Source organism: Saccharicrinis aurantiacus (assembly GCF_947489045.1).
GTDB classification, from domain to species: domain Bacteria; phylum Bacteroidota; class Bacteroidia; order Bacteroidales; family Marinilabiliaceae; genus Saccharicrinis; species Saccharicrinis aurantiacus.
In genome coordinates this window covers 351,714-365,086 of sequence record NZ_CANLCN010000002.1, presented here as the reverse complement: position 1 = coordinate 365,086, position 13,373 = coordinate 351,714, and the positions used below count along the sequence as shown (strand labels likewise).

Annotated in this window: 11 protein-coding genes; 3 read left to right on the top strand and 8 right to left on the bottom strand. The window is 32.2% G+C overall.

Translation table 11 applies throughout. The features are described from left to right. Together QMO11_RS04700 and QMO11_RS04695 are read left to right on the top strand one after the other, a co-directional pair. Positions 1 to 1,173, top strand: coding sequence for a polysaccharide pyruvyl transferase family protein (locus QMO11_RS04700; RefSeq protein ID WP_282036245.1), 1,173 nt, complete (start codon positions 1 to 3; stop codon positions 1,171 to 1,173). A 19-nt stretch (positions 1,174 to 1,192) separates the two neighbouring features. Beyond that, on the top strand, positions 1,193 to 2,107 hold the full coding sequence (locus QMO11_RS04695) for a glycosyltransferase (RefSeq protein ID WP_282036244.1): 915 nt from the start codon (positions 1,193 to 1,195) through the stop codon (positions 2,105 to 2,107). On the opposite strand, the gene QMO11_RS04690 is transcribed toward QMO11_RS04695, so the two are convergent. The 5 genes from QMO11_RS04690 to dtd form a co-directional block, all read right to left on the bottom strand. Next, the gene (locus QMO11_RS04690; protein ID WP_282036243.1) at positions 2,099 to 3,586 is read right to left on the bottom strand and encodes an oligosaccharide flippase family protein; all 1,488 of its coding nucleotides are present in this window, start codon (positions 3,584 to 3,586) and stop codon (positions 2,099 to 2,101) included. The genes QMO11_RS04695 and QMO11_RS04690 overlap by 9 nt on opposite strands. Positions 3,587 to 3,844: 258 nt before the next feature. Further along, a complete protein-coding gene (deoC, locus tag QMO11_RS04685) occupies positions 3,845 to 4,735 on the bottom strand; it encodes a deoxyribose-phosphate aldolase (protein WP_282036242.1) in 891 nt (296 codons plus the stop codon). Between the two features lie 9 nt (positions 4,736 to 4,744). Further along, positions 4,745 to 5,065, bottom strand: a complete 321-nt coding sequence (locus QMO11_RS04680; RefSeq protein ID WP_075603851.1) for a nucleotide pyrophosphohydrolase — start codon at positions 5,063 to 5,065, stop codon at positions 4,745 to 4,747. 18 nt (positions 5,066 to 5,083) lie between these two features. Then, complete coding sequence (locus QMO11_RS04675) at positions 5,084 to 6,256, bottom strand: glycosyltransferase (protein WP_282036241.1); 1,173 nt, start codon at positions 6,254 to 6,256, stop codon at positions 5,084 to 5,086. 35 nt (positions 6,257 to 6,291) lie between these two features. Further along, entirely contained in the window at positions 6,292 to 6,744 is a 453-nt protein-coding gene (dtd, locus tag QMO11_RS04670) for a D-aminoacyl-tRNA deacylase (RefSeq protein WP_282036240.1), read from the bottom strand. Positions 6,745 to 7,023: 279 nt separating this feature from the next. On the opposite strand from dtd, the gene lplA reads away from it, so the two are divergent. Further along, positions 7,024 to 7,998, top strand: coding sequence for a lipoate--protein ligase (lplA, locus tag QMO11_RS04665; RefSeq protein ID WP_282036239.1), 975 nt, complete (start codon positions 7,024 to 7,026; stop codon positions 7,996 to 7,998). Here lplA and uvrC read toward each other — a convergent pair. The 3 genes from uvrC to mnmG are packed head-to-tail and all read right to left on the bottom strand — an operon-like array spanning position 7,988 to position 13,327. Beyond that, positions 7,988 to 9,805, bottom strand: a complete 1,818-nt coding sequence (gene uvrC / locus QMO11_RS04660; RefSeq protein ID WP_282036238.1) for an excinuclease ABC subunit UvrC — start codon at positions 9,803 to 9,805, stop codon at positions 7,988 to 7,990. The genes lplA and uvrC overlap by 11 nt on opposite strands. Beyond that, positions 9,805 to 11,427, bottom strand: a complete 1,623-nt coding sequence (gene ade, locus QMO11_RS04655; RefSeq protein WP_282036237.1) for an adenine deaminase — start codon at positions 11,425 to 11,427, stop codon at positions 9,805 to 9,807. Before ade ends, uvrC begins: the two co-directional genes overlap by 1 nt. A gap of 22 nt (positions 11,428 to 11,449) precedes the next feature. Further along, positions 11,450 to 13,327 carry a tRNA uridine-5-carboxymethylaminomethyl(34) synthesis enzyme MnmG gene (mnmG, locus tag QMO11_RS04650; RefSeq protein WP_282036236.1) on the bottom strand — a complete coding sequence of 626 codons (1,878 nt, stop codon included), beginning with the start codon at positions 13,325 to 13,327 and terminating at the stop codon, positions 11,450 to 11,452. Between the last annotated feature and the right edge of the window lie 46 nt (positions 13,328 to 13,373).

The following is a 13,373-nucleotide window of genomic DNA, read 5'->3' as shown; positions in this document are numbered from 1 at the left end:
ATGAATAAGATTTTAATTACAGGAGGTAATTTTATAAATAAAGGCGCACAATCAATGCTTTTCTGTGTGGTTGATTCTTTGAAAAAGGAATATCCAAATTCAGATATCGTAATGATTGATCTATTCCCTTCTCTTACCGCTAACGACAAAAATAAATATGCATTTGAAATTGTGAATATGCATATTAGAACTGTGCTTAGATTAGGGTTTCCAATTGTAAAATTACTTGTTAAGCCTAAGCCAATTAGTAATCCTGAAAAAGAAATAATGGAGCACTTTAAAACCGCTGATCTTGTATTTGATATTAGTGGCTATGGTGTAAGCTCTCATAATCAGCACCCTTTGTGGACCTATGCTACTCTATTTCCTGTAAAAGTCGCAAAAAAATTCAATGTGCCATTTGTCTTTTTGCCGCAGTCCATTGGACCATTTAATTTTAAAGGCTGGAAAAAGTTAATACTATTCCCCTTTATTAAAAAGTACCTCAGTTATCCTAAAAAGATCTTTATCCGAGAACCTAAGTGCAGAGTAGAACTTAATAAGATTAGAACAGAGGGTGTTATTGATTCATTCGATATTGTTTTACAATCAGAGAAAGTTGATATAAATAATATACACAAAGCACACTCAAATACTGCACATTACCAAGTTAAGGAAGACTCAATAATAATTATACCTAATAAACAACTAACCAAATTAAGACCTCAAAGTGAGGTTATCAGTCTATTTTCAGAATTATGTAATCATTTATCAGAAAAAGGCTATAATATTTCAATCATCCGCCATTCGGCAGATGACGCGCAAATTTGTAACGCAATTTTTGAAGAAACTAAAAAAACGAACATTGAATTAATTAATGAAGATCTCGATCCTTACGAAATTCAACAATTACTTGCACAAAGTTCAATAGTAATTGCTTCGAGATACCATGGATTAATCCACTCTCTAAAACTAGGTAAACCATGTTTAGTTATTGGATGGGCACATAAATATGAGCATGTTATGAAATCTTTTAATTTAATGGATTATTATTTTAGTGTTACTGATAGTTCTACAAAAGGCATTATTGAATCAACTGATAAATTGTTAAATAATAAGACATCCTTAAATAAATCGATTAAAAAGTATCTTGAAGCAATAAAAGGAATAAACTTATATAAGGACATTAAGTAATATTCACAAGTATAACCATATGAATAACTTTGCACCTATAGCACTTTTTACATACAATAGACTTGATCACACAAAAAAAACGATTGAGGCATTGGCTAATAATAAAAATGCGCTAAAAAGCAGTCTTTTTATATTCTCAGATGGAGCAAAGACAGAAAGCGATATTCCTTTAATCAAAAAATTACATAATTATTTAAATACCGTAACTGGCTTTAAGGATGTTAAACTGATTATTTCTGACACAAATAAAGGTCTAGCTCACTCAATTATAGAAGGGGTTACTTCAATTTTTAAAACTCACAATGAGGTAATTGTTTTAGAGGATGATTTAGTTACAACACCTGGCTTTATCAACTTTATGAATAAAGCCTTACAGTTCTACAACCCGAATAAAATTTGGTCTATTGCAGGCTATACACCTCCAATAAAATTGGAAACTGATTACTCATTTGATAGTTATTTGGCACCACGCAACTGCAGTTGGGGTTGGGCTACTTGGAAAAAAAATTGGCTTAATACAGATTGGGATATAAACGACTTTAAAAGTTTTATTGAATCAAAAGAAAAACAAATACTATTTAACGCAGGAGGAAATGATTTAACAACAATGCTTTTAAAACAGCAGCAAAAAGTGATTAACTCATGGTCGATACGATTTAACTACGGTGGATTTAAAGCTCAAAAGCCAAGCGTTTATCCTTCTAAATCATTGATAAACAATATTGGGATTGATGGATCAGGCACTCATATGAAAAAAACCAGCAGGTATAATTCAGAACTTGAAAATGTATCTGAATTAAATTATAATTTTTGCCCTGATAATTTATCTAACCCTATTATTCAGTCACGTTTTAAACGATTTTATGACACTTCTCTACAGAGGAAACTAATTAATTGGTTTAAAATAAAACTAGCCAAATATACTTTATCCTAGAAAGGGTAGTTTCTTACTCCATTTTGCCCAAAACTGTTTTATTCGTAAAAGCTCTTCAGGCAATAAAAACCTGCTTACGAGCAATAAACCCGTCCACAAAGCCACAATAGATACTTTAATCAGTATTGCAATGATAATTGAATCTACCTGTATCAAATAGCCTAGTGATACACAAAAAACAAAGGCTATTGTTAATAGTAATAACCTCAGCCACTCAAATTTTATTTTCACATACTTGAGTGTAAAATACAATAAGGTTAAAGCCGACAATAACTGCACTATTCCAGTAGCATATGCCGCTCCCAAAGCTTTCCATTCAGGAATAAGTAAATAATTTAGTAATACATTAATTGCTCCGGCTACAACTGAAACAATACCAATAACTTTCGTCTTCTTAACTTTATTAATAGGTAATAAGAGCATTTGCCGAACTCCTCCGAATATTAAACCTATTGTAAGCACAGGAATTATAGCACTTGATCCTCCATACTGCTCATTATTTGCCGTAAGAACTAGTACCAACTCATCGATAAACAAAATAATTAGCAGGCTAAAAAAAGAAATAACCAAATAAAAATAGGTGAATGATCGGGAAAAAAAGGAATCACTATCCGCAGAATCCACAGTTTTAAAATATGAATGCATATAAGCACTAATAAAACTATTTACAACCAACAAGTTAACTACATTGGATATTTTATGAGATAAGGTAAAGGTTCCGACCTGTTTTAAGTTTGAAAATATATTGATGAAATATTTATCAGTAAAAGCAAAGGCTACATTCACCATATTTCCTAATGCCACAGGAAATCCATAACGAAGCATTTCTATAGTTTTCTTCCATTCTATTTTTAAAAATACATTTTTAAAGATATCAGGAAGTAATAGTAAGGTTTGGATTAGAAATGAAAGAATTGTAGCCCAGAATATCCCATATAAGCCTAAATCAAAAATAGCTAGAAATACAGCTACAAACGCAACAAAACTGAGTAATTGAATAACTTGAAAAACAGAATGTCGTTTCGCCTTATGCTGTATACGAAGCAATAACATTGGCACTTCAGTAAATAATCGAATTAAATTACCAACAACAAATAGTAAGGCAAGTGAAGAGTTTATTGGAGACTTGAAGTAATAATCACTTAGAAGGTTAAATGAAAAATAGATGATAAAACTTAATAGTATACATACTATTGAATTAAACAGAAAAGTTGTAAAAAATAAACTCTTACGATCCTGTTCCTCTTTCTGATCCCAATACCACCTTGAAAGTCCCAGTTTAATACCTAGTCCTGAAAATACTTGAAACACTTGAAATATTGCTTCAAAAAGGGCATACAAGCCAAATTCTTCAATAGGTAAATAAAATGAATAAATAGGAAGCAGGATAATTCCTGAGAACTTTCCAGCAAAATTCCCTAAGCTGTAAAAAAAACTTTGAATTACGGTAAGCTTAAACTGTTTAAAGGTATTACTCATTTACTTTAATTAGAAACAAACACCAAATTACGCACTGATAGCGCAATTACGGCTAATATTTACTTCAAACTTATAAAAAATATAATAGAGTATGGTTAAACCTGTTCAACTCACTATAACAATACTATCAATCATAACAAGAAGGGCTTGTTTTATTGCTTATGACGGAATTCTAAAATATAATACTGGAGAAAGTATTGAGCACAAAAAAAACCAGCATCAATCGGATACTGGTTTTAATTTAAAGTTTTATAGAAATTAAAAGAACTTCACTGTTTCTTTAGCCTCTCCATTTAATTTTAAAATATCATTTAGCAATTCATTTGCTAGTCTGCTTGCTCCAATGCGGAACCAAGTATTATTTAACCACATTGTACCTAGTACTTCTTTAACAATTGAATAATATGCAACAGCATTACTCGTTGTTGAGATGCCTCCAGCCGGCTTTAAACCTACTACTCTACCCGACTGCGCAGTATATTCTTTAATTGCCTTACTCATTACGTAAGCCGCTTCGTGAGTTGCTGCTGGGTCAACTTTTCCTGTACTGGTTTTTATAAAATCGGCACCGGCTTCCATTGCTAGCATCGAAGCTTTCCAAATTAATTCAGAATCATTTAATAAACCTGTTTCCAAAATAACCTTTAAATGAACATCGCCACATGCTTCTTTTAGCTTCACTAACTCATCAAAAACGTGCTTATAATTACCTTCGAAGAATTCTCCTATAGAAATTACCACATCTATTTCGTTAGCCCCTCCATCAATTGCTAATGAAGTCTCAGTAACCTTAATTGATTGTAAGGCCTGTGAGTTAGGAAAACCCGCAGATACAACTGCCCTATTAACTCCTTCTACTTTTAAAACTGTTTTTACAGTATCCGCATAATTAGGAAATACACAAATAGCAGCAACATTTGGCATTTCTGCATATTCCTTAGAAAACTGATTTACTTTCTCAACAAAGGCAGTTACTGATTTAACTGAATCTGTAGGACTTAATGTAGTTAAATCAATACAACTAAAAATAGTTTTTAAAGCATCTACATCCTTATTCAGGTCTATATTTGATGATATAATATTTTCAATTTCAGCTTTAATCAATTCATCGTCTAATTGATAAGGGTATTTTTCAAATATTTCTTCCATCTTATTCTATTATAATTTTTCGTTATTCTTATGTCTATCCTTATCTCTTAAGGTTTTCTTCTTTATATTATCCTCTAAAGCTTTTGTTAAATCAACACCAGTTTGATTAGCCAAGCAAAGTAACACCCACAAAACATCTGCCATTTCATCAGCAAGGTTTAATTCTTCACCTTTTTTAATACTTTGCTCACCATACTGTCGAGAAATAACTCGGGCCAATTCACCGACTTCTTCGGTTAAAATAGCCATATTAGTTAACTCATTAAAGTATCTTACACCAATAGTATTAATCCAATTATCTACTTGTTTTTGAGCTTCTTCTATTGTCATGTTAAATACTTAAGTTAATTATTTTAAAGCATATACCTGCCCCTTATCAAAAGAACTTTCACTCATTATAAGGTGGGAATAATCATGGGTTAAAAAACCAAATTTATATTTACCACAATTATCCTGCATAAAAGAAATAACCGACTCTTGATTAATAAAGTTCAAATCAAATATAATGAGTTGTTCAGAATCTATTTTGAGCGAAGTACTGATATTTATATTTCTACACAGCGCCAAATTACTCAAATATTTCTTTACAGACTGATTATTTGAAATAAGTCTTATATCCAATTCTGCTCCATTAATAGTTTTTTTTCTACTAAAAAGATCTAAATATTTAGATCGAAACATCTGAAAATAAGATAAACCTTTAATCCCTAAATAAACAGTAGCATTGGTAACAATATTCTTTTGAGGTTTAACATGAAGCTTGTAGAATACCCACATAGAGTGGAAAAAATGATAAATAATATGTGTAGATGCCTCAGTACTTTTCCCTTTAAAATGAATTATTGATTCATCACCTATGTATATATTTTCTCCAAAGTTCTGCTGTAATCTGTAGGACAAGTCAACATCCTCTCCATACATAAAAAAAGAAGTATCAAATAATAAGAAGTCCCCACTTTTTAATCGTGGTAGAGTCATAAAGGCTCCCGCAAGTATATCGGTTTTATGAATATCAAACTCACCTATATGCCCCGCATAATACCTAGTAAATTTAGTTTTATTTGGAAAGAACTTGGCTAAACCACTGAACTTACAGAAAGAGGTGAAAATATCGGGGAATCCACGTTTTGATTCACGCAAAAAGGAACCTGTCCCATTAATCATTCTAAGCCCGATTCCTCCAACCTTACTATTATTTCGATAATATTGGATGACACGATTTAAAGCACTTTCTGTAATTATAGTATCAGGATTCAAGAGAAGTGCCAAATCTGATTTACAATAGCGTAATCCAAGGTTATTTGCACCTCCAAACCCTAAATTCACATTATTACCTATCACATGTACAAAAGGAAAATTGGTTGTTACCATAGAGACCAACTCAGGATTGTTAGAATTATCTATGAAAATAACCTCTGCCTTTAAATTTTCAATTGATTTTTTAACTGCAAACAAGGTTAATTTTAAGAATGCTGCAGCATTATATCCAACTATAATTATACTTATCTCGGGTTTATTCATTTAAATCGTAACGAAAAAAATACGTTTTTATTGAGTTACTCTCTATTTTTACTATCAATAATAATAGTTACAGGTCCATCATTATTTAAATTAACGTCCATATCTGCTCCGAATTCCCCGGTATATACTTGCTTACCTAATAAAGTACTTAACTGAGTAACGAATTCTTCATATAATGGAATGGATATTTCGGGAGAAGCGGCGTTAATATAGGACGGCCTATTTCCCTTTTTAGTTTTTGCCATTAAGGTGAATTGACTAACAACAATAATATCACCTTCGGTCTCTAAAATCGATTTATTCATAATTCCATCTTCATCGTCAAAAATTCGAATATTCGATACTTTGTTGGCGAGCCAATCAATATCTTCATTCGAATCGTCATTGCCAATTCCCAGTAGAATCAATAAACCATCAGAAATCGATGATTTAACAATTTTATTAATTGTTACCGAGGCTTTACTTACACGCTGAATAATTAATCTCATTTCAATTTTTTAATCTTTAATCCATTTTTGGTAAAACTATTCAAATAGATTAAAAGTTTACCCCGAATAAACAAATTAGTTACATTTATACTTATATTCTCAAAAGAATGCTTTTTAGAATCTATTTTATGAAAATAAATATTCATTAATATTACAAAAGAACAATAAACATAACCAACTAAACAACAGCAATTTAAATCAATTTATCAATCTTAATCATTTAGATTTAAGGGCTTTAGAATTCAATATTTATTTTAACACGTACAATTAGCTTACAATATGAAAATCATACTCAGTAAAACAGACGATCCTTATTATAATATTGCCACCGAAGAGTACCTTTTGAAAAATTGTTCTGAAGATATATTCTTCCTATATATTAATTCAAAAAGTATAGTTGTGGGAAAACATCAAAATACACTTTCTGAAATTAATTATAATTATGTAATTCCAAATAATATTCCAGTTGTAAGGAGACTATCTGGTGGAGGTACAGTTTTTCATGATAAGGGCAATATTAATTTCTGCTTTATTACAACCGGAGCAAAACGCGAATTGGTTAATTTTAAAAAACACACCCAACCTATGGTTGACTTTTTAAAGTCGATAAATATAAATGCTCATCTTGGAGGGCGAAATGATATACTAATTGAAGGGTCGAAAATAAGCGGTAATGCGTGTCATGTTTTTAAAAGTAGAGTTATGCATCACGGTACACTACTCTTCGAAAGTGAACTTTCTGCACTTACAAATAGCTTAAAAAATGATCCTCTTAAGTTCAAAGATAAAGCCGTAAAATCGGTTAGAAGTAAAGTTACCAACATAAAAAGTCATCTGAAGGATGAATTAACGGTTGATGAGTTCGTAAAAGGATTGGCTAAATTCATTAGTGAAAATTACAGTGCAGAATATAAAACATTAAATAATGAAGAGGGTGATATCATCAATACCCTGTCAAACGATAAGTACAATACTTGGGATTGGAACTTTGCTTATGGTCCAAAATTCGAACTTAAAAAACGTATTAAAGGTAATAACGGAAAACGATTTGAAATTAGCATGAAAGTGAATAAAGGAATAATTACAGATGCTAAACTTAAGGGTAACTCTAAGGATCAGAAAATGATTGAAGCTATTGAAACTACACTTCAAAATACTAAACACCATCCAGAACTTCTATACAAGGCGTTAAACAACTTAAATGGTGAGGGTAAAGACTTATCGTCAGAACAAATTATTGAGGCTATTTTTTAGTCTTAAAATAGTTATAAACAAGTGTTGCTTTTGATAAACCTATCACAAGTTTTATACTATCTAAATCCTGCTTCTTTAGCTGATCTACCGATTTAAAAGTAGATAACAGCTTCTCTTTTGTCTTATCCCCAATTCCTTTTATCTCATCTAATTCCGACGATACAAAATTCTTAGACCGCTGATTACGATGAAAAGTTATTCCAAATCTGTGCGCTTCGTTTCGAGCGTGCTGAATAACTTTTAATGACTCTGAATTTTTATCAAGATATAAAGGAATAGGGTCACCTGGAAAAAATATTTCTTCTAGTCGTTTTGCTATTCCTATAACAGAAACCTGATCTGTCACACCTATTTCTCTTAACGATTTCATGGCAGCTCCCAATTGCCCTTTTCCTCCATCAATAATTATTAGCTGCGGTAAAGATTCGTTTTCTGCAAGTAATCGCGAATAACGTCGTTTTAATATCTCCTCCATCGATGCAAAATCATCAGGACCTACAACTGTTTTAATATTAAAATGACGGTAATCTTTCTTACTAGGTTTACCATTCTTAAAAACAACACAAGCAGCAACAGGAAACGCACCTTGAATATTTGAATTATCAAAACATTCAATATGCTTTGGCAAATAAGGCAAACGAAGATCTTTCTGCATTGTGTTCATTAATCGTTCTTCTCGAGTTTCTTTCTTTCGTATAGATTGTTGTTTTAACTTTTCGAGTCTATAATACTTAACATTTCGCTCAGATAAATCTAGTAAATTTCGTTTATCACCCTTTTGAGGAATACTAAATTTAATGTTTTTAAAATCAGTATCGGGATTTATATTTACAATTACCTCTCGAGATGTGCTATGTAATCGCTCCCTAATTTCTGTAATTGCAATTGATAACAACTGCTCTTTGGATTCGTTAAGGCGCTTTTTAAGTTCAATTGTATGTGCTTGAATAATGGCTCCATTTACCACCTTTAAAAAATTAATATAGGCAGAATCTTCGTCATCAATAATTGAATAAACGTCAATGTTAGTAATATTAGAACTTACAACAGTTGATTTACTTTGATAAGAACTAAGCTGATTAATCTTTTGCTTTATTTCTTCAGCATCTTCAAACTTAAAATCAGCAGCATAAGCCATCATTAATTCCTTCAGATATTTTATAACAGAACCAATATTACCCCTAAGAATATTCTTAATAGCATCAATATTTTTGCGATATGACTCTTCATCATACTCACCTATACATGGCCCCTTACAGTTACCTAAATGATACTCCAAACAGACCTTATATTTACCCTCTGCAATTTTATTTGGAGAAAGATTTAGCTTACAATTTCGTAAAGGATAGAGTGATTTGAACAAATCAAGTAATGTTCTAACCATAGTTGTAGAAGTGTAAGGACCAAAATATAAACTACCATCCTTAATTACATTGCGAGTAGAGAATACGCGTGGAAAGTTTTCATTCTTTATAACTATCCAAGGATATGATTTATCATCCTTCAGCAGCACATTATAACGAGGCTGATATTTCTTTATTAAGTTATTTTCGAGTAGTAAGGCGTCCTCTTCACTACCTACTACAATATGTTCTATATTGGCAATATTACGAACTAAAATAGCTGTTTTACCATTCTCTGGCCTACGAACAAAATAAGAGGAAACGCGATTTTTAAGATTTTTAGCTTTGCCTACATAAATGATTTTACCATCAGAATTAAAGTATTGGTATACTCCCGGGTCTGATGGTAATACAGCTATCTTTTGCTTTAAGAAGTCAATCTTAGGATTGATACTTTTATCCATTAAACAAATAAACTAGTAAACGAGAATCTATTTACGTCGAATAAACCTTTATCTCCTATTTTAAGAGATGGGATAACTAATAAGGACATAAATGAAACAGTCATAAAAGGAGCTTTTAAAGGAGATCCTAACTTTTGAACCTTCGTATTTAACTGCTCATACTTTCGAGCTACCTCTACTCCATCGGATGCTGTCATTAAACCAGCCACCTCTAGAGGAAGTATATCTACCCCCGAATCGTCTTTTACAGAAATTCCACCTTTCTCTTCAATAATAGCATTTAATGCTTCAACTATTGATTGATCATCCACTCCAACCGCAATCAAGTTATGACTATCGTGAGCTACACTACATGCAAAAGCACCTGCTTTAATTCCAATATTTTTAATAAATCCAACAATTGGTTTTTCAGACTTATAACGATTAACAACAACAATCTTTAATATGTCATCTTCCACTGAAGGTTGCAAATATTCATCTTCAGAATTGGTTTCCCACAAATACTCATCAGTTAACAAATCACCATCTACAGGAACAATAACCCGAACCTTCTTCCCTATTTGGTTTTCAATTTTTATATCACGTTCTGAAAGCGAACTAATATTAAAATTATTAATAGGTGTAGATTTTTCAACCTCAAACTTTAAAGAATTATTATAAACACACGTTCCGTTTATATATGTTTCTAGAATATTAAAATCAGTCAAGTTATCTATAATAATAAAATCTGCGGCATCCCCCTTCCTTAACAAACCAACAGGTAAATTATAATGTTGAATTGGTTTTAATGTTGCGGCTCTTAATAGCGACATAATATCATAACCTTGTGTAATACCCTTCTTTATAATTTTATCTATATGACCTTTATTAATAATTTCATCAGGATGACTATCATCAGTACAAAGCATTACTTCATCAGGATGAGTTCGAAATAAATCAGCTAAAATATCGAAGTTTTTTGCAGCACTACCCTCTCTTATTTGAACGGTAATACCTCTATTTATTTTTTCAATAGCTTCTTCTGTTGATACACATTCGTGATCAGAACTGATACCTGCTTGCGCGTATTTACGCAAACCTTCCCCAACTATTCCTGGTGCATGACCATCAATTTTCTTTCCCCTTCTATGGGCAGCTTTAATTTTACTAAGTACTTCTTCATCTTGATTTATTACCCCAGGAAAATTCATCATTTCTGATAAAAACCAAATATCATCCCTTTCTAATAGCTTCTGTATATCATCACTATTCAAAACTGCTCCACTCGACTCAAAAGGAGTTGCTGGAACACATGATGGGGCGCCAAAGAAACATTTTAAGGGCGTTTGTTCTGCATCCTTAATCATATAATCAACCCCCTCAATACCCAACACATTGGCTATCTCATGAGGGTCGGTAACTACAGCCACCGTTCCACGTGGAACAACCAATTTAGAAAACTGACTAGGCGTTGACATTGAACTCTCAATATGAACATGAGAATCAACTAGACCTGGCAAAATATAGTGATCAGAAACCGTATCACATTCCTCAACCTTAAAAACTAATCCGTCTTTAACTTCTATCCTACCCTTAAAAATTCGAGAATTAATAACATCAATAATATTACCTTCGTAAATCATAATTCAAGTTCCACGTGGAACATTAACGTCCCATTAATACTAATAATACATTTATATCACTCGGACTAACACCAGATATTCTACTGGCTTGACCAATTGTTTCAGGATTTACTTTAGCGAGTTTTTGTCGCGCTTCAGTAGATAATGAATTAAGTTCGCTATAATTAAAACGACCTTGTATTTTAAGATTTTCTAAACGTGTTAATTTTTCAGCCATCAACTTTTCTCTTGAGATATAGCCCGAGTACTTAATAAGTATTTCTGCAGCATCCAGAATTTCATCATACCTCTCCTTATCAATTGAATCTAGAAAGTTTTTAAAAGGCTCAATAGTTTCTGCAAGTTCAAAAATAGAAATTTGTGGACGAGTTAAAATATCTTTAAGTTTAACTGTTTGTTTTAAAACGGAGGTATTTTTAGTTTGAAGAAATTCGTTTATAAATTTTGGCTTAATACTAAAATCCTCAAGGAACTTGATTACTGAATCGCGTTGTTCAATCTTCGAGTTTAGTAGTTCGAGACGCGAATCTGTTGCAAGACCAATTTTGTAAGATTTAGGAGTTAATCTAAAGTCTGCATCATCTTGACGCAATAATATTCTATATTCTGCACGCGATGTAAACATTCTATAAGGCTCATCAACACCTTTAGTAACTAGGTCGTCAATTAAAACACCAATATAAGCTTCATCCCTACCGAGTGTAAACTTCTCTAAATTATTAATTTTCTGATGGGCATTTATACCGGCCATTAAACCTTGAGAAGCGGCTTCTTCATAACCAGTAGTTCCATTAATCTGGCCAGCAAAATAAAGATTATCTACCAATTTAGTTTGTAGTGTATGATGAAGTTGAGTTGGAGGAAAATAGCCATATTCTATAGCATAGCCAGGTCTAAAAATGGAAGCATTCTCCAATCCAGGAATATCTTTTAATGCTTGTATCTGAGTTTGCCAAGGTAATGAACTACTAAAACCATTTAAATAATATTCAATTGTGGTCTCCCCCTCTGGTTCCAAATGTAATTGATGTTTATCTTTTTCAGCAAAAGTTACAATTTTTGTTTCTATACTAGGGCAATATCTAGGACCTATACTTTCGATAGTACCATCATACATAGGAGAACTATCAAGATCACTACGTAAAGTATCATGTACATCAGAATTAGTATAGGTTAACCAACAACTTTTTTGTTGAAGCGGGCTAACTTCATTAGGTAAATAGGAGAATTTATAAAATGTTTCCTCGCCTGGTTGCTCAATACATCTAGAGTAATCAATAGTTCTGCCATCAATACGAACAGGTGTTCCTGTTTTCATACGTCCGGTAGTAAAACCGAAATCTGCAAGCTTTTTAGAAAGTCCATAAGAACTTGGCTCACTAATACGACCGCCTTCCATCTGAACTTTGCCTATATGCATTAATCCATCAAGGAAAGTTCCATTCGTAAGAATTAGAGATTTACAAGAGAACTCTACTCCCATTTTCGTAAGAACAGAGCTTACATTATTTTCATCAAAATTAATATCTACAACAGTATCTTGCCAAAAGTATAAATTATCAGTTTGTTCAAGTATACTTCTCCAATTAGAAGAAAAAACCATCCTATCACACTGGGCCCTAGGGCTCCACATTGCTGGTCCTTTACTTCTATTGAGCATTTTGAACTGAATAGAAGACCTATCGGTAACAATACCAGTATATCCACCTAGAGCATCAATTTCACGAACAATTTGACCCTTTGCAATACCGCCAATAGCAGGATTACAGCTCATTTGAGCAATTTTATTTAGATCCATCGTAATTAATAAAGTACGTGAACCTAATTTAGCAGCAGCAGCGGCTGCTTCACATCCAGCATGCCCCCCACCAACTACAATTATATCATAATTAAAATCCATAGCAAAAAAATAATTTGCAAAGATACAAGTATTCAGTTTCTTACAT